Source organism: Opitutaceae bacterium, assembly GCA_041395105.1.
Classification (GTDB): Bacteria; Verrucomicrobiota; Verrucomicrobiia; order Opitutales; family Opitutaceae; genus B12-G4.
Genome location: JAWLBB010000007.1, coordinates 23560 through 43799 on the forward strand (window position 1 = coordinate 23560; position 20240 = coordinate 43799).

The window sequence follows — 20240 nt, forward strand, 5'->3', positions numbered from 1 at the left end:
CCCGAAGAATTGCGTCGCCTGCCGGGTCAGGCCTGGCCCGGCCATGTGCAGGAGCTTCAGAACGTAGTTGAGCGTGCGGTGATCACGGCGAAGGGGAGAGGTCCCGATCTTGACCTTGCATTGACGGTGGTCCGGCCGGAGCCGCGGAGATACTCCTCTCGAACCCCACCACACGCAGACCGAGCATCAAGCTCCTTGGGGGTGACGACAACGACCTGTGTCTCCCTCAGTCTTTCCTTCGATACGCAAGATTTCACGAAAGTCGGGTGCAGGATTTCGCGAAGTGCGAGACTTCACGCCCGATTCATGTTCGGGATGAAAAGGGTAACCTACTGATAGACAGAGCAATATTGTCAATTCTGACCGGTGCGCGCAGTCTGCTGGAGGGACTCGACTTCGCGTCACGACGGCAGGCGATTTTGAATAATCAAAATTAATGATCGCCATTAGGCATATTATTGACTAAGAAAATTTGAACGGCCGTCTTGATGATTGTTGGACCCTCGATTTTGAGCAGTCTCGCCCTCTCGCATTGGCATAACCCCCACCGGATTTCGCTGACGGCCTTTGTCGGCTTCAACCTGCCGCGGTCCTCGATCACCGGGATCTGCCCGTCCAGATGGGGTCGTCAGTAAGCTCCGTGGGGAAAGTCCGACTGAAGGAAGAACCTGCACCGCCTGATCAACATGACTACGACATCACAGGGTAGCGGGCACATGGACTGGGAAGAGATCTACCGCAAAGGTGAAGTGTTCTGGAACAAGGGCGAACCTTCTCCTCCCATGAAGCAGTATCTGGAACGCCGCACCTTGCGAGGGCGGGCACTGGTTCCCGGTTGTGGTCATGGGCATGAGGTCGCGCTTGCGGTGGAACACGGGCTGGACGCGATCGGGCTGGATATCGCTCCGACGGGCGTCGAGGAAGCGCGTACGCTTTATCCGCACCTGGCGGAGCGTTTCGTGGCGGGGGATTTCTTTGATCCTCCCATGGAGATGCGCGGGGCGTTTGACGTGATCCTGGAGCATACCTGCATGAGCGGGCTGCATCCGTCACTCCGCGCCGACTATCGGCGCGGAATTGATCAGGCACTGCGCCCGGGAGGGCTGCTGGTCGGGGTCTGGTTCATTGATCCGGACCTTGATCCCGGTGAAGAAGGTCCCCCCTTTGCCTTCAGCGTTCCGGACCTGACGGCGCTCTTTGCCGATGGCTATGAAGTCGTGGAGGATTATGTGCCTGATGTCGCGTTCCCAACCCGCGTGGGACAGGAGCGGATGCGTGTCCTTCGGCGAATTGCGATCTGAAGCCACCCGGGCCCCTGGCTGAAGAGGAGTCCGGCGATCCGGTCGAGGCTGCAGGTGTCGCAATGCCGGGAAGATTCCGGAGCGTTCGACCATTCTTCTTTGTTTGCCTGCATTTCTCTGGCGATCGGTTTCATTTGCACTGCCTTACGGATTCGGTGTGATGGGGTCATGACCATCAAAGCAACCAAGGGTGGCCTGCGCGGACAGGTGGCGGTGATCACCGGCGGCGGGCGCGGGATTGGTCGCGAAGTGGCCCGACAGTTGGCTGCTTCGGGTGCCACCGTGGTGGTGACCGCGCGCACGGTTTCCCAATTGGAGGAGACGTGCAGCCTTATCACCTCCGCTGGGGGGATCTGCACGGCTGTCCCGGTGGACGTTCAGGATGAGGCCGGCATAAACGCCGCCTTCAGGGAAATCGAAAAATCGCACGGGTCCATTGATCTTCTGGTCAACAATGCCGGAGTGTCCGGCGTCTCGGGCTTGCCTTGGGAGATTGAGACGGCCGATTGGTGGCGGACCATCGAGGTCAACCTGCGCGGGCCTTACCTGTGCTCCAAGGCGGTCATCCCGGGCATGATTGAGCGGAAGCGCGGGCGTATCATCATGATGGCGAGTAATCTGGCGTTCTGGCCTTTGCCGGTGGCATCCGCCTACAGTTGCAGCAAGGCCGGGTTGGTCCGCCTGGCCGACAACCTGGCGACCGGTCTGGCTGAACACGGAATCGCGGTCTTTGCCATCAGTCCGGGCATGGTGAAGACGGATATGACCCGGGACATTCCGGATGTACTCTCCCATGGGGTGGAGTGGACGCCCATTGAGAGGGTTGCGGAATTGTGCGTGTCCCTTGCCTCAGGACGGGCCGATGCACTCAGCGGGCGCTATATCCACTCCTCGGCCCATGACCTGGATGACCTCATCGCCCGGGCGGAGAATATAGTGGAGAAGAATCTTCAGACCATGCGCCTGGTCGAGTAGGGTACGCTCTCCGATCAAATGACGGATCCACTTGCTGCGACGGAGGCGGTATTTCGCCATCGGTTTGTGGCGCCACCCGAAGCGATTGACGGGAATGGTCATGTCAACAACGTGGTCTATGTCCAGTGGATGCAGGACGTGGCGATCCGCCATGCGGATGCCTGCGGAGGAACGGCAGCCCTGGATGCCATTGATTGCACCTGGGTGGTTCGTTCCCATACCGTGACTTACCTGAAGCCGGCCCATGAGGGGGATTCCCTTGAAGTCCGGACCTGGGTCGTGGAGATGGGCAGGGTTCGTTCGCTCCGGAGAACGGAGTTCGTCCGGATTCCGGATGAAACGCCGATCGCGAAAGGAGAAACGGATTGGGTCCTGATCAGCGAAAGAACGGGCCGGCCCTGCGCGATTCCCGGAAGCCTGAGAGAGGCGTTTCCGATTCGAGGATCAACCTGAATTCGGTGCGCATGACTTCCGGGATCCCACGGTCCCGAGAGGGCAATTGAGCAAGACCGATCGCGGTCAGGTGCCGCAAAACGTTTCGTGGACGATTTCCTCGGGCCGGGGCGGAGCTTCCAGGTCAGCGTATACAGTCTTCTCGGCAAAGGGCTCCGCCAGCGCATCGACGAGCCGGTGGAAAGGAGCGAAGTCGCCCGCATGGGCGGCCTGGATGGCTTCTTCGATGCGGTGGTTGCGGGGGATGAGGACGGGATTGGTCGCGCGCATGCGGGTCAGACCTGAGGTCGGGTCGACTTCGCCGCGCCAGCGCGCGAGCCATTCATCGAGTGGTTTGCTGTCGGAAAAGAGAGCCACCACCGACTCCGAAGATTCTCCTCCGGCGACCTGCGTGAGGCGGCGAAAGAAGAGCGTAAAATCGACTTGCTGGACCGTGAGCAGATCGAGGCAATCCTTGATCAGCGCTGCGGGTGCTTCGGAGGAAAGGCCCAATTTGTCCCGGAAATAGTCGGCATATTGATCGGCGAAACGCTCCGGATAGAGGGAAAGCGCGCCCTCGGCGACCTTGATCGCCTGGTCGGAATCGTCAGAGAAGAGCGGGAGCAGCGTTTCCGCGAAACGCGTGAGGTTCCAGAAACCGATGTTACCCTGATTCCCCCAGGCGTAACGCCCGTGGCTGTCGATCGAGCTGAAGACACGGCGCGGATGGAAGGCGTCCATGAAGGCGCAGGGTCCGTAGTCGATCGTCTCACCGGAGATCGCGGTATTTTCGGTGTTCATGACGCCATGAATGAACCCCAGTGACATCCACCGGGCGATCAGGTCCGCCTGGGCCGCGATGACCGACTCCAGGAAGGCAACATACGGCTCGGCTGCCGCGACTGTGTCCGGGTAGTGCCGTGCCATGGCATGATCCGCGAGCAGTCGCAGGGCCTCAACATCGCTGCGGGCATGGAAATACTGAAAGGTCCCAACCCGAATATGACTCGCGGCAACGCGGGTGAAGACGGCTCCGGCAAGGGGACCGTCGGCTCTCATGACGGTCTCGCCGGTGGTCACCGCTGCGAGGGCCCTGGCCGTTGGAACCCCGAGAGCCGCCATGGCCTCGCTCACGATGTATTCCCGAAGAACCGGCCCCAGGGCGGCCTTGCCATCGCCGCCCCGGGAGAAGGGCGTCCGCCCCGAGCCCTTCAATTGAATGTCCCTGCGCATTCCGTCCTTGCCGACGACTTCCCCGAGCAGGATGGCGCGGCCGTCGCCGAGTTGTGGAACAAATCCTCCGAACTGATGGCCCGCATAGGCCTGGGCAATCGGATCGGCGCCGTCAGGAATCGCATTGCCCGCAAAGCTTGCGACGGCGTCGGCGGATTCCAGCCATCCGGAATCGATCGAAAGCTGTGCCGCCAGTTCACGGTTTAGGCGGATGACCTTGGGATCCCGTACGCGAGCCGGCGTCTGTCTGGCGAAAAAGCGGTCAGGGAATCGGGCGTAGGTGTTTTCGAAAGGAATGAACATGCGATCCGGGTCAGCTGATGACACGGGATGCGATTGCGGCCCAAGGTCAACCCCTGCGGGTGGAAACAGACGACGCACGGATCCGGGAGCAATGCCGTCGATAGGGGAGGTGCCCCGTCCGGGTCGATTCTCTCGGATGGGTCTCGTCCTTTTCCTTTGCCAGGGTTGGATCCGGACCGTCTGATGAGAACTGGGGCCGAGGAGAATGAACCAGGAACCGGCACCGATTTGCCATGAGAAAGGAACCGCTTATCCATCATGCCATCATCCGGGCGGCCGATGCCGAGAGGGTCCGTTCGGATACCGCTTCCTTGATCGAGCGCGCCGACGGCACCTTGTTGGTCGCCTACCACAGCTATTCAAAGGGGCCGGAAGGTGGCGGGGATTTTGGGGCTGCCAGAATATATCTGGCCGAGTCGGTTGACGGCGGAATCACCTGGATCAGAGAGCGGATGGTCGCGGATATTTCGCCCGGCGATCTGAACGTGATGAGTCCCTTCCTCTCTCGGTTCGGGGATGAAATCCTGCTGGGATATGTGCGGAATCACTCCGGGGCGGACACCAGCATGTATCTGCACCGGTCAAGAGATGGTGGCAGGACCTTCGGCCCGTCGACGCCGATCTGGGAGCATGCCGGTGAATACCGGATTCAGGGGGGAGCATCCAGTCTCGTGCTGCTCGATTCCGGTCGGCTCGTTCTACCCGTTCAAAGCTGCGCCGAAGTGTGGGTTCCCGAGGAAAACCAGATCATCCGAACCTGGTCCAGTGACGATGGGGGATGGCACTGGACCGAATCGGCCAACCGGATCCAACTTCCACTGCGCGGTGCGATGGAACCCTCCGTCGCCCAGAGGTCGGATGGGTCCCTCCTGATGAGCATGCGCACCCAACTCGGAGCCGTGTTTTTCGCCGAGTCGAGTGATGGGGGCGAGACCTGGTCCCGTGCCCGGGTGAGCGGATTGGCGTCTCCGGAAAGTTGCACCTGTCTTCGGCGGATTCCGGGTACGGAAGATCTGGTTCTGTTCTGGAATGATTCGGAATATGTGCCCGATCACCATCATTTCGGCATCCGTTCGCCGCTCAGTGCCGCGCGGTCCCGCGATGGGGGGCGGACCTGGACGAAAATCGGAGATATCGACACGGGCGATTTCATGATGACCAACCTGGGCTGCACCTTCCTTGCCTCCGGCACGGCCATCGTGACCTATCTCAAGACCCCCGATCCGGAAATCGTCGGCGGAGTCTATCGAGGATCGTTCTCGACCAAAGCGGAACGGGACTCCGTTTTTCGAATGGAGCTGCAGGCTGCCTTGATCCCTCGATCATGGTTCGACTGAGATTCCTGCCCCGGTTTTTTCCGGCGTCTCCCTGTATCTTTCCAATTGTCAGAACCCGGCGAACCGATTACCTCCGATTTCATAATCTGAAACCCCATGCTTACTCCAGACCAGGTCAAGTTCTACCACAAACACGGTTACCTGCACATTCCCCGCGTCTTCAGCCGGAAGGCGATCACCGCCATGCGCGAAGATCTCAACTGGATGATCCGGGTGTGGGCCAACGTCGGCGTCGGGTGGACCGGACCGTGGCGGGAACAGTTGATGGACGAGGCCACCGCGGCGCAGAGCCAGCTGATTGCGATGCACGACCTTCATTTCTATGCCGAATCCTGGATGCGAGGCGTCACCCAGACGAATCTTGCCGGGGCCCTGTCCCAACTGCTGGCCGGTCCGAAAGAGTCGGAAGGCGCACCGGTCGAACTTCACCACACCACCATGCACGTCAAACCCTGCGAGACGGGTCACCCGTTTCCCATGCATCAGGATTATGCGTTTTACCCGCACACCGACTCACGCTTCGTCGATGTGTTGATTCATCTGGACGATACCTGTCATGAAAACGGCGAGATTCGCTTCCTCGACGGATCCCACAAGAAGGGACCGCTCAGGCACATCACGTCCTTCGTCAATGACAAGGGCGAGAAGGAAACCTGCACACCGCACTTGAACCAGAAGAAATACAAGCTTGCGGATACGGTTGCCGTTCCGGCGAAGGCCGGCGATGTGGTCTGCTTCAACATCAATACGATCCACGGCAGCCACATCAATACGACATCCGACATGCGCCGCATGGTCCGTGCCGGCTACCGGCACCCGCAGAACAAGCAGAAATCGGGACAATCCTGCGGTCGCCCCGGCCTGATGGTCAAGGGCCACAGGCCGCGGCGTCGCGGACAGTTGCTCTTCGGTATATCCGGACCGTCCGACACGGTGATCAGCCAGGATGTCGATGCCTTCGCCGTGAAGCTCTGAACCGGTGATCCGCCCGAGTCAGCGAGGCGACCGCTCCCGGCTGGCGAGAATCAGGTAGGCGGAGGGGATGACGTAGAGGGTAAGCAGGGTGCCGAGGAGCATGCCGCCAATGACCGCGAGTCCGAGAGGGACGCGGCTTTGGGAGCCCGCGCCGAGGGCCAATGCGATCGGCAGCGTGCCGAGTATGGTGGACAACGCGGTCATCAGGACCGGGCGGAATCGGGCTGTGGCGGCCTCCTCGACAGCTTCACGGATGCCCTTGCCCGCGTCGCGGCGCTGGTTGGCGAATTCGACAATCAGAATGCCATTCTTGGTCACAAGACCGATGAGCATGATCAATCCGATCTGGGAGAAGATGTTCAGGGTCTGGTCGAAATACCAAAGTGCGATCAGGCCACCGGTCAAGGCCAACGGAACGGTCAGCATGATGGTGAAGGGATCGCGGAAACTCTCGAATTGTGCAGCCAGCACGAGGTAGATCAGGACGAGGGCAAGCAGGAAGACGAACGCCAGGCTGGATCCGGCTTCGGAGAATTCCTTGGATTGACCGGACAGGTCGGTCGTGAAGGTCTCGTCGAGAAGCGCGGCGGCCACCTCATTCATCGCATTGATCCCGTCTCCGAGTGTATAGCCGTCGGCCACGTCGGCTGAAAAGGTGGCGGCGGTGAAGCGGTTGTAGCGGTAGAGGACGGGGGCGGAACTTTCCTCGTTCACTGTCACCAGATTCTGGATCGGAACGAGACTCCCGTCTGCGGCCCGGACGCTCAGCCGGGAGATCGCGCTCGGCGAGTCCCGCCCGCTTCCTTCAAACTGGCCAATGATCTGGTACTGCTCCCCATCCTTGAGAAAATAGCCGAATCGTTGTCCGCTGAACGAGGCCTGCACGGTCTCGGCGATCGCCCGGACATCGACACCGAGGGCTTCCGCCCGGTCCCGGTCGATGGTGAGGATCAGTTCAGGCTGGTTGAATTTCAGGTCGACATCGACGAAACCGAGAGCGGGTTTAGCCCGGGCGGCGTCAAGAAACTGGGGGATGATGCGGCGGATTTTTTCCAGATCGTTGTTGCGCACGACAAACTGGACCGGGAGTCCCCGGCTGCCGCCGGCGTTGATCGTGGCCGGCTGGCGGACATAGGCGTCCACTTCCGGGATCTCGGCCAGGGCGCGGCCGAGGGCACCGGCGATCGCCCCCTGGGGGCGATCGCGGTTTTCCGGTTGGGTCAGGACAACCCGGGAGAATCCGGTATTGATTGTCGTGGCCGCTCCGAATCCTGGGGAGGTTACGGTCAATTGAGCTTCCAGCTCGTCTTCGCCGAGGGTCGATGCGACGACACTGTCGACCTGTCTCATCGCTTCGAGCATGTAGGCGTAACCCGCCCCCTGGGGACCGTTGGCTGCCACCACCAGCAGGCTGCGATCCTCCAGCGGGGCCAATTCCCGGGGCAGGCTGCGGTAAATCAGAACCGTAAGGGAGAGGCAGACCAGGACAACGACCGGCATGATCACCCGGCTGTTGAGAAACCAGTGAAGTGTGTCCCGGTATCCCTTGATCAGGGTAATGAAGAACGGCTCCGTCACACGGTAGAGGAATGGAGCTTTCTCGCGGTGCTTGAGGATCCGGGTGCAGAGCATCGGGGTCAGCGAGAGCGCGACAAATGACGAGATGATCACGGCGACGGCGAGGGTGACGCCGAATTCCCTGAACAGAACCCCGGTCAATCCCCCGAGAAAGACGATCGGGGCGAAGACCGAAGCGAGGGCGAGCGTGGTGGCGATGACCGCAAAGAAGATCTCCTTTGTCCCTTCGACTCCGGCGGTGCGCGGCTTTTCGCCTCTTTCGATGCGCTTGTAAATGTTTTCGAGTACGACGATGGCATCGTCGACCACCAGTCCAATGGCCAGCACGAGCCCCAGAAGAGTCAGGGTGTTGACCGAAAATCCCGCCAGGTAGAGAACAAAAAACGTGCCGATAATCGACACCGGAATGGTGATGATCGGAATGATTGTGGTCCGAACCTCTCTCAGGAAAAAGAAGATGGTCAACGCGACGAGGACGAGGGCGACAAGAAGGGTTTGCCGTACTTCCGCGATGCTGTCGCGGATGAATTGGCTCGTGTCGAACCCGATGCCGACCTCGATGTCGACCGGAAGATCCTTCATGATCTCATCGAGGCGGCGGTGGAATTCGTCGACGATCGCGATCTGGTTGGCACCGCTCTGGGGACGCAGGACGACGCCGACCATCGGGATCCCGTCACGCTTGAGAATGGTTCGTTCGTTGAGCGGTCCGATCTCGGCGTGCCCGACATCGCGGAATCGCACGACGCGGTCACCCTCCCGCTTCAGGATGCGGTCGTTGAAGAGTTCAGGATCATCCGACAAACGGCTGAGGGTTCGGATATTGAGGTCCACCGCCTCTCCCTCGATTCTCCCGGTCGGCAGTTCGACATTGGCGGCGGCAAACGACCGGCGAACATCGACAGCAGTCAGATTGTGCGCGGCCAATGCGTCCGGATCGATCCAGAGTCGCATGGCGTATTCCTTGGAACCCCAGATATCGACTCGCCCGACTCCGTCGATCGTTTCGAATCGGGACTTGAACAGATTGTCGGCGATGGCGGTCAGGTCGAGAAGATCACGTTGCTCGCTCTTCACGTTGAGGAAAACGATCGGATCGCCGTCCGAGTCGGCCTTCTGAACCGTCGGGGCGTCGGCATCGTCGGGAAGGCGTTCGATGGCGGAAGCGACCCGATCGCGCACATCGTTGGCGGCCCGGTCAAGGTCGTCTCCCAGTTCGAATTCGACCGTAATTGAACTCCGTCCTTCCCGGCTGACCGAGGTGAGGGTGCGGATGCCCGATACCGTGTTGATTTCCTCCTCGAGCACCTCGGTGATCTGACTCTCGATCACGGTGGCATTGGCGCCCGGGTAATTGGCCTGGACGGAAATGATCGGTCGCTCCGCTTCGGGAAACTCCCGGACGCCCAGCTGCCGTAGACCGATCAGGCCGAAGATGACGATGACCGTCGACATCACGATCGCAAGGACCGGCCGGCGGATGCTGACCTCGTGCAGGCTCATGGGGAGTCGGGGCCCTTGATCTCGACCTTCCGCCCGTCGCGGACAGCCTGGATCCCTTCGGTGATAATGACGTCACCGGTCTGCAGACCGGATTTGATTTCCACCTCTGTCGGGGTGCGCTCGCCGATCTCGACCTCCCGCCTGACCGCGGCGCCGTCCTGCAGAAGGAAGACCGAGACGGAATTGAGACTGCGGACGACGGAGATGGCGGGCACGACGATCGCCTTGTCACGGGTGATGACAAGATCAACCCGGGCGTAGTTGCCGGGCAGCAGCTTGCGTTCGTCGTTGTCCACATCCGCCCGGATGATCACGCTGCGGGTATCCTGGTCGACACGGGGGTCGATCGCGCTGATGGTACCGGAAAAGGAATCCTCGAAACCGGCCACTGTGAACGAGACCGGCATCCCCGTCCTGATGGAGCCGCGGTACCTTTCCGGCACCGAGAAGTCGAGACGCAGTCGCCTGACAGTCTGGAGCGTGGTGATGATCGAGGAAGGCTCGAGGAATTGTCCCGGACTCACCTGCCGGAGTCCGAGAACGCCGTCGAACGGGGCGGTGATCCGTCCTTTGCGGATCCGCGCTTCAAGAAGCGTGACTTCGGCCCGGAAAACCTCTCGACGACTGACGGCTTCGTCGCGTTCGCGAACAGGCACACTGTTCGTTGCCTGGAGCGATTCGAGCCTCTGGGCATTGAGGATTGCGAGTTCGAGCTGTTCGCGCGCCGAAAGGAGCTGTGCTTCCAGTTCCTCGGTATCGATTTCAACTATGAGGTCACCCGCTTTGACCTCCTGGCCGTCGGCGAAATGAATCGCCCGGACGCGGCCGCTCAGCTCACTGCGCACATCAATGGAGTCGTAGGCAAGGAGGGAGCCGTTGAAGGTCAGAACCGTTTCGAAGGGGCGCATGGCCGCCTGGATCGTCCGAACGGAGGGCGTGCGCTGTCCTCCCTGGCCCGGACCTTGGCTGCCGACTTCGGATCGCCCTCCGAATTTCAGCCAGAGCAGGATGCCAATGGTGATGACAGGAAGGATGACGAAGATGATCTTGGCGCGAAGGGACACGCGGGAAGGATGTTTCGAGTCCCGCCGATCGGCAACACTGTCGGTCAACTTTTTCGAGCTCTTCCGGCCCAAGAGGGAATTCGAGGGCTTTCCCACCGGCAAGGGTCCTCAAGCGAACCCTGGGGTGATCCCGGTGGGAGCCGGAGAGATCTCCGTGGAGGAGGATTCGGGTCCGGCCGGAGTGATTCAGGGCCGACAAATGTGAACAGGGAGGCGCGAGCGTCCTCTCGCCCTATAGTTTGGGTGCCTTCTGCTGGCGGGCACTGTCGAGGAGTTCCTCCTCGTGCCGGGCGAGGGCGGCATTGGCCAGATCGGCCGTGGCCATCTTGGCCGTCCGGATGACTTGCGGATCCTCGCAGAGTGCCGTGTAGAGCGTGTTCACACGGGGACCCCTGGTATTGACCATGGCATAGACGCTGGGGCCGACCTCGGGCTGGGGTTGGGGCAGGCCCTTGATCTGGGTCGGTGCATGCCGGTAGGTCCCGCCGTGATTCTTGATCGTGACGCCTTGGTTGAGATGCATCATGTGCGTGCTGAGCGCGGTCTCCGGAATCGGGTCGGTTTCCTGCCTCCAGAGTGCCATCAGGAATCCCTTTGTATTCGTGGAAGACGGATTGGCGCGGTAAGCGGGCTGGCCGTATTTCTCGACCAGGGCATTGGCGACGACCTCGAAGGCAGGCGCCTGCTCCGGCATGTAGAGAAGGTCGCGTGCGATGTAGATGGCTCGCGAGTCGCTGGGTGGTCCTGTAAACGCCACCCGGATCGTCTCGTGATTTTCACTTCCGGCCTGGTGGCCCGGAGTGCCCGGGGCCCAGTCGGCGACGACCTCACTGATGAAATCAAACATCTCCACCCCCACCATCCGGCTGTCGCGCATGATGACCGGGTTGGTGACCTCCGTGATTCGGAGTTTGGGATTGTGGTTCTGGATCGTCGAAATGATTGCCTGCCGGGTCATCCCGAGCTGCAGGCCGACGATGTCGAATCCTTTGGAATCGGGTGAACGGCCTTCGTCGGTGGAAACAGACGCGGTCATGGTCTTGGAGTCTCCATCCGGAGCGCCACCCACGCTGGCCAGTAGCGCGACGCTGTCGGCAGTCCACCCCTCGCGGGCCCGGTCCATCGCCCGTTCGAAGTTGTCTTTGAGGTAGCCACCCTGGGCAAAGAGCCTGCCGCCTTCGAACCAGAAATAGGCCGGGAAGACCAGTCCACGGGCGTTCCACCCGTTCCGGATCAGGATGGGCGGAATGGCCTCGCTGGCCGCGGTGATCATGGTGTTGTGGATTTCGATCGCCTCATTGTCGTAGTCGATGGCCGGCGCGGCCTTGCGTCCCGTCATGTAGGCATGGTAATCCTGCGGGTCCCGCGATTTTCCGAGGGCGGCGGTCTCCCGGGCGGAGCGGTCCGTGACCGGAACAAAGAAGCGACGGAACTCCATTCCGAGATCCTGACCCCTGAAATCGCGGTATTTGGTCTGGCAATACGGGCATTCCGAGAACTCGAACATGTAGACGACGGGGCCCTCGCCTTCGGCGGCGTAGGGAAGCGACTCGAGGATGCGGAGAAGCTCTGGAGCGTTCTCCTCGATCTCGACATAACCTTCGGCATCGACCGCGCCGGACGCAGACGGCGAACTCGCGGCGACCAGGAGGGTCGCCAGCAGGATTGCGATAGCAGAAACGGGAATGTTTTTCATCGGCGTATCATCGAGGTGGGTTTCGGAGGTGAACAGGCGGTACAGTTGATGGAACCCGGTCGCTAGAGAGCCAATGACTGGCCATCAAGCCGGAGACTGCAGTTGCGACGAATGTCGGAGTGAAAGAATGGTGAGGGTGGAGCATGATCGATGGACCTGCTGGAGGCAGCTTCCCTGCTCGATTGTGGTCGGTCCTGGATCGGATGCCCGAATTGGGGAGAATGATAGGAGAAAGCCTGACCAGATCTGGTGTCTGAAAGAGATGAGCGGGCGCGTGCCATCGGAATGGTCTTTTCTCAGGTTGACTCCCGGACTCTCCTTCAGTGGCCCGAGTGTCAGAAGGGGTAGTGACACACAAGACGTTGAGAGACCAAACTCGGAGCCCCCGGAAGTCAAACCTTTGCTGCGGTTTTCAGGGCTCGGTCTGGAGCCAGGACGACCTCTGGATGACTGTTGCCCCGGATTTTTTCCGGGTGATGACCCGCCGGATCAATCCGAGGGTTTCAGGATAACCCTAGTCAAGGGGCTTTCCGGGCGACGGTGACGAGGTTCCAGGCGAGCCACCTGATGAGGGGAATTTGCGTGAACACGCGGTCGATTCTTCGAAGTGGCATCCACCACCAGAGGGTTTCCGGGGATTCCCGGTAGATCTCCTTCCAATACCGCGTCTTTCCGGGGTTCAGTCGGTCGATGAGGAAGTATTTCAGGAAGAGCACAAGGGTGAGCAACCAGAAGAAACGGGTCTCGACGGAGTGGAATGTCTCTTTGATGAGGGCGAGGTCTTCGGTGGTCAACGGGGCCTCATCCGCGGTTCGCACATCCATGGCGAGATGCCGGTAGACGTTGATCACCGGATTGTAGGCGACCAAGTCCCAGGTGACGAAGATTCCGCCCGGAGCGAGAAGTTGGTGGCAGGTCTTGAGGAATTCCTTCCGCTGATGGAGATGGTGGAGGGTATTGGCACAATAGATGATTTCCCAATTGCCGGGCAGTGAGTCGAATTGCTCGGCATCGGCCGCGATGGCTTCGATGGATGTTCCGAAATTCCGGGCCAACTCCTGCCCTTTGAGGAGCATTTCCGGCGAAAGATCGGTCGCGGTGACGTGTGCTCCCTGAAGGGCGAAGTAGACCGAGCTTTCGCAGAGTCCGGCCCCGATATCGAGGATACGGCGACCCCTGAGGTCACCCAGTCGGGAGAGAATGAACTGGTTCTCGAGAGCGGTCGGGGCTTCGAAGGCTTCGCGAATGCGGATGGATTCGGTTTCGGTCTCGGCGGCCCATCGGTCGTGGAATTCCCGTTCCTTTTCGAGGCGTGAGTTGGCCATATGGTGGTTCCGGGTCTGCAGTTGGGCCGAGTGAGTGTCGTCCTTTCGGACGCAGTGCTCTAGACGATATGCAGCGGGGAATCATCAATTTTCAAGCGGCAAAGAGATTCCCGGTTTGCCGGCTTGGAGCAAGGGTCGGCATCCTTTCAGCATCCAGAGTCGATGGCAGAGTCGTGGAACTGCCTGGTTTCCGAATCCCGAATCGATCGACAGCGTTGTATTGGTTTGTCCATGCGAATGTTTTCTTGAATTGGTGTGAGCGCTGGTTTAGCCCATGGCGGCCTGAATGAAGCTGTCTGCCCCTCGCCTTGCATTCAGAGCGCCGGGGCGCAGGTTCCAGGGTTTTTCGTAATCCTCCAGCAAAAGGAAATCATCATGTCACTCACCCGATTCCTTACCCCTGTTGCTCTTTGCCTGTGCTTGATCGGGTGTGGTCGGACCCCTGCCAGTCAGGTTTCGGATGGCGGTTCCTCTAAGCCGCAGGTCATCGATGTGATCGCGAAGGACTATGCCTTTCAATTGGCTGATTCGATACCTTCGGGCTGGACCACAATTCGGTTCCGGAACGAGGGCGCGGTGGTGCACTTCTTTCTCCTGAACCGGCTCCCGGATGGCGTTTCCTTTGCCGACTATGTGGAGAAAGTCGGCCCCGCCTTTGATCAATCCTTCGGTGCGGTGCAGCAGGGGAAGAGCAAAGAGGAAGCGATTGGAGTCCTGGTCGGTTTGTTGCCTGAGTGGTATGCCGGGGTCAGGCAGATGGGGGGCAGCGGGTTTGTCTCGGGCGGTGGCACCGAGGAAACCACCATGCTGCTCGGGCCGGGTTCGTATGTGCTGGAGTGCTATATCAAGACGGAGAAGGGTGAATTCCACAGCTCGTTGGGAATGGTCCGTCCTTTGACCGTCACGGATGAATCGTCGGGCGGTGAGGCGCCTGTTGCCGACGTCGATCTGACCCTGCGGAATTACGAGATCGTGGTGGATGGTGCGATCAAGCCGGGTCTGAATACCTTCGCGGTTCATTTCGCGGAGCACCCAGAGCTAGGACTGGGCAATGACGTCCACCTGGCGCGACTTGAAGAGGGTGTTCCGATTGAAAAACTCATCGTCTGGATGGACTGGATGGAATTGTGCGGTCTTCAAACGCCGGCTCCGGCTCGTTTCGTCGGTGGAACACAGGAAATGCCGGTCGGATCGACGGCGTTCTTCACGGCGGACCTGGAGCCGGGGCGTTATGTCCTTCTGGCGGAATCATCCGCCGCGAGGGGCATGGTGCACGAATTCCGGATTGAGTAGGTCGGAGGTGCGGAAACCGGAAAGTGCCCGGCGGGCATGAGTTCACCGAAACCCCGATAAATGGATTCGGCCGCGCAGGCCTGTCCCGGTTTTTCCTCTGTGCTCAGGGAGCACCGCTCTCCAGTTGATGTCTCCCAAGTCGTCAGGTATGGGCGAGGACGGGAATCTTCACGGGAATTCCGGGGGGGAGCCTTCCGCGCACAAAGAGGGTGTCTCCGGCCGGCGCCGACATGGGGGCAAACGAACCTTCGAATTGGTCGGGAACAAACTGAAGGATCGCTTCCTCCACCGCGGGCCAGCTGAATTGCCTGAAAAAGCCGGGCACCGGTATCGAAGACACCACGTCGTGTACGAGGATGCTTCGGTCCTCGATTGACGCCACAATCAAAACGTCGGTGTCTTCGTGATACCAGAGATTGTCGGCGAAGAAGGTCAGTGCGTACCACTTGGCCAACAGACGATAATCCTCGACGCCACAGGCTCCGGACAGGGAAACTCGGCGATCGAAGGACCTGAAGATGGTTTCCCGGTCTTGCGGCTTCTTCGGGTCGAGTCTCCTGAAGCTGTTTGCGGGGTAATCCCTGACCGGCATGGAGAAATGTGTCTCCAGGACCCGTTCAAATCCCAGCTTGGGATAGAAGTCCAGGACCTGGTCGTTGGCGTAGAGAAAAACGATATCGGTTGAATCGCGGTATCGGTCGAATACCTTGTTGATGAGAAGCCGGCTCAGCCCTGTTTTTCGAAATTCCGGATGGGTGGCAACCGTCCCGAGTTGAACGGCTCGGATCGTGTGGTCCCTGATCACAATGTTCGATGTCGTCGCGTTGAGAATGCTCAGGGCACGACCGTTTTCAAAGAGGCCGAACGGCACGACTTCGGGTGAAAGGAATCCGTTGTCCCGGGCCCAGGCGAGGTCCAGCCCGGGGAAGATCATGCGTTGAAGCTCGAAGAAGGGTTGAGCGAGATGCTCCTGTCGATAGAAGCCGTGATGGATTTGCATGGCCGGGCAGATTCAGGTGGCGGAATCGTCGAAACACATGTCTGATCGACCCGGCCCGGTAGCGCAAGGGTCGTGCTCGACAATCGACTGCCATGCCCTTTCGCTCGTTCCGCTGCATCTGCCTTCACTCATGAAGATCCTGGTAACTGTTCCCAGAGATGACTACTTTGACCGTTTCTTCACTCCCGGGCTGATGGAGCGTCTCGAAGCGGCAGGCGACGTGAGCTGGAATCCGTTGTCACGGCAACTGACGGCAGAGGAATTGGCCCGTGACCTCGCGGGTAAGGAGATCTGCCTTACGGGGTGGCATGTCCCGCGACTGGACCGCGATCTTCTGCAACACGCAGACCGGCTCCGGCTGGTGGCCCATCTCGGAGGGACGGTCGCCCCGGTTGCGAGTGAATCGCTCTACGCGCGCGGCATCCGGGTCTGCAGCGGCAATTCAGTCATGGCCAAGGTCGTGGCCGAGGGGGTCCTCTGCTATATACTCGCAGGTCTGCGGAACCTGGTGCGTTTTGACCGGGCTCTCCATGAAGAACCCGGCTGGTCAAGGGATCTCGGTTTTTGTCGGTCCCTTATTGGGAAGAACCTCGGTTTTGTCGGTCTCGGCACCGTCGGACGCCACCTGTTGGAGCTTCTTCGACCTTTCGAAGTGACGGTGGGCGTATTCGATCCCTATATCGACGACGAGGCTCTTGAGGCCTGGCGGTTTGCGAAGCGGGTTGGATTGGAGGAATGCCTTCGGTCGAGCGAGGTCGTCTCCATCCATGCCGCCCGGACTGATGAAACCCGGAACCTCCTGAACGCCGAGCGTCTGTCCCTCTTGCCCGATGGGGCGCTTCTGATCAACGCAGCGCGCGGCGCCATCATTGATGAAGTCGCGCTCGTGGCCGAACTGAATCCGGGTCGCATATCCGCGGTTCTTGACGTCTTTGAGGAAGAGCCGCTTCCGGATGACAGCCCCTTACGGCGAATGCCCAACCTGATCATGACACCCCATCTGGCCGGCTCTCCCAGCCATGCCCTGATCACCGAAGCAATGATCAGCGATATTGAACGGCATATAAGCGGAGGCGACTTGCGAAACGAAATTCCTGTCGAGCAGTTTCGGCTCATGACACGTTGACCCGGGCCAGCTCCAGGTTGACGGCGGTGCCGGCCGCATTGTCATGTGCTCCGGGCAAATCGATCCAGCACATCGAGTCCTTGTGGGAGATCAACTTGATGATCTCCTCGGGGTGGTCAGGCACCGGGCGGGAATCCCCTCGCGCATCGACTATTGGTCTCGGTTGACCTTCGACCCGCGAATTGACTATCCGGCCAGATTCCTCCAAGCTCAGGTGTCACCGACACTGTTTCGGGCAGGTCCTGACTCCCTTGTGACCGTATCCCTGCACAGAGCCCGGTGTTCGGGAGATGGTGAAATGATCGACCTCTATTGCGAGCGAACTGGTCCCGGTCTTTGGGCCGAACCGATCAACGCCTTCACCAACCTCGCATTCCTGGTCGCCGCAGGCTTTACCACTCTGTTGGCTGCCCGGCGCGGCGCTTTGGCGTTCGACATCTGGATTCTGATCGGCCTGACGGCGGCGATTGGAGTTGGCAGTGGCCTGTTCCATACCTTTGCCACCGGCTGGGCGCAGGTCCTGGATGTCGTTCCGATCCTCCTTTTGCAGATCGCTTTCCTTTGGATCTACGGCCGTCGAATCATCGGAATGCGTCCCAGCCGGCTGTTCGGGACAGTGGTTCTCCTGCTGGCAGCGGCCTTGGCCGGTCGACAGTTCCCACACCTCATGAACGGTTCTTTGACCTATGTGCCTGCCTTCCTGCTGCTCCTCATCCTTGGCCTCTACCACTTTCGGAACGCGAGGGTCGAACGGGGCATCCTGCTGTTGGCATCCGGCGTTTCCGCGTTGTCGCTCTTCTTCCGGACGATCGACCTGGCGGTATGCCCGTACATTCCCATGGGCACCCATTTCCTCTGGCACCTGCTCAACGGCCTGCTGGTCTATCTTGTGATGAGGGGGCTGATGTTGAATCTCGCGGATAGGGGAGGGGAAGCGATATGAGATGATTCCCATCGACTGATCTGGATGCTTGCTCTTATCGTGATTTCTTCCTGCAGGCGTTCAGCAAAAGGTGGCAAAGGGCGCAGAATTCAAGCCAATGGATCGACATGATTGAGTCATCGAGTATGGTCGGCTCCGCGATGAAGGATCAATACCCGCTCACGGCGGTGCCGGGATGGGTCGCGACGTGCCCGAGGCCATCCGGTTTTTCGGGGGGCAGGGGAAGATCTTCAAGGTCCACCTGCGCAACGTGACAGCGCCTCTGCCCGAGGGATTTGCCGAGACTTTTCTCGACGACGGCTATATGGATATGACCCGGGTGGTCGGCGCGTTGCATGAGGTCGGGTTCGAAGGCGCCATCATCTCGGATCATCTCCCGAAGACCGCGGGCGGCCGCGCGGTGGCCGAGGCGTATTCGATTGGCTATATCCGCGGTCTGATCAACGCTACTGCGGTCAAGCACTGAAAGCTGGAGGAGAGGCTGGCCCATGAGGTGTTGATGTCGCTGCATGCCCGGTCGGACTGGTCAGTGGGGCCGGAATGTCGCGACTTGAAAGGCGGGAAGGCAGGCCCAAGGTTCAGAGGGCGATCCCACATGACAGCGGGTCTTTGCCTGGTCTGGCCAAGGCATGATGTTGGTTGCCTGACCTCATTTTTTCCGATAGAACGAATCAAGATTGATCTCATGAACTCAGCTCCTGAACGCGTTGCCGCTGTCCTCCTTCTGGTTGTTGGCGTCCTTTCCTGCACACGGTCAAGCCAGACTGTCGATACCGCGTCGGAACGCCAATGGTTGGCCGGCGATCACCATATCCATTCACGCTACAGCGTCGGGTGGGACAAGTCGACCGATCCTCCCACACCGGAAATCGGAGGTGATGCCATCTACCCCATTCCGATGAATGCATTGATGGCCCGGTACCATGGATTGAGCTGGATGGTGGCCACCGATCATGGCGGCCCCACGCACAGCAAGCTGAACCGGGACCTGGCCTATCCCGAACTGGTCCGGTCGAGAGAGGCGGTCCCGGAAGTGATCCAGTTCTATGGTTTGGAGCTCAATGCGCCCGGAGCCGATCACGCCAGTCTGATCATTCCGCATACGCCCGACGAATCGGACCGCCTTTTCGATCTGGAATCCCGCTTTGACAGGAAGGAACCTTGGCCACCGGACGGGACTTGGGATACGGAAGCGCGCATGCTTGAAGCATTGAAAGAGATGGACACCCTCAGCCCGAAGCCGGTTGTCATCGCCAACCATCCGTCGCGTTCCGCCAGCGGCCTCGGTGTCTACGGCGCCGATTCGCCAGAAGAATTGCGCGACTGGAACGATACCGCGCCCGAGGTTGCGGTTGGCATGGCCGGCGCTCCCGGTCACCAGGCAAGCGCCCTCAATCCGGATGGTTCCTTACGAGAGAAAGCTCGTGGATCCTACAAGGGGGCACCGACCATGGGTGGTTTCGACCAGATGACGGCCCGTCTTGGGGGGTTCTGGGACTCGATGCTGGGGGAGGGCCGTCGGTGGTGGATCACTGCCAATTCCGATTCCCATGTGAATTGGAGGGAAGGCGGGGCGGATTTCTGGCCAGGCGAGTATTCAAAGACCTATGTGTGGGCGGCCAGGAATCACGATGATATCCTTGACGGTCTCCGCCACGGTCGGGTCTTTGTCACCCTCGGCGATTTGATTTCGGAGTTGCAGGTGACGGCCCGCAGTGGAGCGGACTCCGCGGAAATCGGCGGAAGTTTGAAAGTGAATTCCGGGGACGACGTCGAAGTGGTGGTGCGCTTTCTCGATCCCGTCGGTCCCAATGGGGGAGGGGGTGACCCCTCGGTGGCGCGGGTTGATCTGATCGTGGGTGAAATCGAAGGACCGGCTGCCGATCGAACCATCGACACGAATCCCACCACGAAAGTGGTCGCACGAATGACGAGCGCGGATTGGCAGGTCGAGGGCGAATGGCGTGTCATGACCTGCCGTCTGGAAAACCTCGATTCGGACCGGTACCTCCGGATCCGCGGGACGAACGGGACCGAACTGGAGCCGGCAGAGGACCCGGTGGGTGAAGATCCGTGGGCGGACCTCTGGTTTTATTCCAATCCGATTTTCCTGGAAGTCGACTGAAACCCGGACTCTGTATTCTGGACCGCCGGGA

Annotated in this window: 17 protein-coding genes; 10 read left to right on the plus strand and 7 right to left on the minus strand. The window is 60.1% G+C overall.

Features of this window, described 5'->3' with window-relative positions; genetic code table 11:
* The first annotated feature begins 686 nt into the window (after positions 1-686).
* The 3 genes from R3F07_17280 to R3F07_17290 all read left to right on the plus strand — a co-directional run bounded on the left by R3F07_17280 (position 687) and on the right by R3F07_17290 (position 2729).
* Positions 687-1301 carry a methyltransferase domain-containing protein gene (locus R3F07_17280; GenBank protein MEZ5278138.1) on the plus strand — a complete coding sequence of 205 codons (615 nt, stop codon included), beginning with the start codon at positions 687-689 and terminating at the stop codon, positions 1299-1301.
* Positions 1302-1469: 168 nt separating this feature from the next.
* Positions 1470-2276, plus strand: coding sequence for an SDR family oxidoreductase (locus tag R3F07_17285; GenBank protein ID MEZ5278139.1), 807 nt, complete (start codon positions 1470-1472; stop codon positions 2274-2276).
* An 18-nt stretch (positions 2277-2294) separates the two neighbouring features.
* The gene (locus R3F07_17290) at positions 2295-2729 is read left to right on the plus strand and encodes a thioesterase family protein (GenBank protein ID MEZ5278140.1); all 435 of its coding nucleotides are present in this window, start codon (positions 2295-2297) and stop codon (positions 2727-2729) included.
* Between the two features lie 66 nt (positions 2730-2795).
* On the opposite strand, the gene R3F07_17295 is transcribed toward R3F07_17290, so the two are convergent.
* Positions 2796-4244, minus strand: coding sequence for a YdiU family protein (locus R3F07_17295; protein ID MEZ5278141.1), 1449 nt, complete (start codon positions 4242-4244; stop codon positions 2796-2798).
* A 233-nt stretch (positions 4245-4477) separates the two neighbouring features.
* Between R3F07_17295 and R3F07_17300 the strand changes: the two genes are divergently transcribed.
* On the plus strand, positions 4478-5581 hold the full coding sequence (locus tag R3F07_17300; protein ID MEZ5278142.1) for a sialidase family protein: 1104 nt from the start codon (positions 4478-4480) through the stop codon (positions 5579-5581).
* A gap of 96 nt (positions 5582-5677) precedes the next feature.
* The gene (locus tag R3F07_17305; protein ID MEZ5278143.1) at positions 5678-6556 is read left to right on the plus strand and encodes a phytanoyl-CoA dioxygenase family protein; all 879 of its coding nucleotides are present in this window, start codon (positions 5678-5680) and stop codon (positions 6554-6556) included.
* 18 nt (positions 6557-6574) lie between these two features.
* Here R3F07_17305 and R3F07_17310 read toward each other — a convergent pair whose 3' ends face one another.
* From R3F07_17310 to R3F07_17325, 4 genes are all read right to left on the minus strand, one after another.
* Positions 6575-9637 carry an efflux RND transporter permease subunit gene (locus R3F07_17310; protein MEZ5278144.1) on the minus strand — a complete coding sequence of 1021 codons (3063 nt, stop codon included), beginning with the start codon at positions 9635-9637 and terminating at the stop codon, positions 6575-6577.
* Complete coding sequence (locus tag R3F07_17315) at positions 9634-10701, minus strand: efflux RND transporter periplasmic adaptor subunit (GenBank protein MEZ5278145.1); 1068 nt, start codon at positions 10699-10701, stop codon at positions 9634-9636. Before R3F07_17315 ends, R3F07_17310 begins: the two co-directional genes overlap by 4 nt.
* A gap of 232 nt (positions 10702-10933) precedes the next feature.
* On the minus strand, positions 10934-12397 hold the full coding sequence (locus R3F07_17320; protein ID MEZ5278146.1) for a hypothetical protein: 1464 nt from the start codon (positions 12395-12397) through the stop codon (positions 10934-10936).
* Positions 12398-12915: 518 nt separating this feature from the next.
* Positions 12916-13722, minus strand: coding sequence for a class I SAM-dependent methyltransferase (locus tag R3F07_17325; protein ID MEZ5278147.1), 807 nt, complete (start codon positions 13720-13722; stop codon positions 12916-12918).
* A 375-nt stretch (positions 13723-14097) separates the two neighbouring features.
* Between R3F07_17325 and R3F07_17330 the strand changes: the two genes are divergently transcribed.
* On the plus strand, positions 14098-15015 hold the full coding sequence (locus R3F07_17330; protein MEZ5278148.1) for a hypothetical protein: 918 nt from the start codon (positions 14098-14100) through the stop codon (positions 15013-15015).
* A 142-nt stretch (positions 15016-15157) separates the two neighbouring features.
* Here the strand turns inward: R3F07_17330 and R3F07_17335 are convergent, their stop codons facing one another.
* Positions 15158-16015, minus strand: a complete 858-nt coding sequence (locus R3F07_17335; GenBank protein ID MEZ5278149.1) for a GNAT family N-acetyltransferase — start codon at positions 16013-16015, stop codon at positions 15158-15160.
* A 130-nt stretch (positions 16016-16145) separates the two neighbouring features.
* On the opposite strand from R3F07_17335, the gene R3F07_17340 reads away from it, so the two are divergent.
* Complete coding sequence (locus R3F07_17340) at positions 16146-17141, plus strand: hydroxyacid dehydrogenase (GenBank protein MEZ5278150.1); 996 nt, start codon at positions 16146-16148, stop codon at positions 17139-17141.
* On the opposite strand, the gene R3F07_17345 is transcribed toward R3F07_17340, so the two are convergent.
* A complete protein-coding gene (locus tag R3F07_17345; GenBank protein MEZ5278151.1) occupies positions 17128-17265 on the minus strand; it encodes a M28 family peptidase in 138 nt (45 codons plus the stop codon). The two genes, R3F07_17340 and R3F07_17345, sit on opposite strands and share 14 nt — an antisense overlap.
* A 174-nt stretch (positions 17266-17439) precedes the next feature.
* Here R3F07_17345 and R3F07_17350 point away from each other — a divergent pair, with 174 nt between their 5' ends.
* The 3 genes from R3F07_17350 to R3F07_17360 all read left to right on the plus strand — a co-directional run bounded on the left by R3F07_17350 (position 17440) and on the right by R3F07_17360 (position 20209).
* Complete coding sequence (locus R3F07_17350) at positions 17440-18084, plus strand: ceramidase domain-containing protein (protein MEZ5278152.1); 645 nt, start codon at positions 17440-17442, stop codon at positions 18082-18084.
* A 187-nt stretch (positions 18085-18271) separates the two neighbouring features.
* The gene (locus R3F07_17355; GenBank protein MEZ5278153.1) at positions 18272-18550 is read left to right on the plus strand and encodes a mannonate dehydratase; all 279 of its coding nucleotides are present in this window, start codon (positions 18272-18274) and stop codon (positions 18548-18550) included.
* Between the two features lie 219 nt (positions 18551-18769).
* Positions 18770-20209: a hypothetical protein gene (locus R3F07_17360; GenBank protein ID MEZ5278154.1), complete on the plus strand. Its 1440-nt coding sequence runs from the start codon at positions 18770-18772 to the stop codon at positions 20207-20209.
* Positions 20210-20240: the final 31 nt, after the last annotated feature.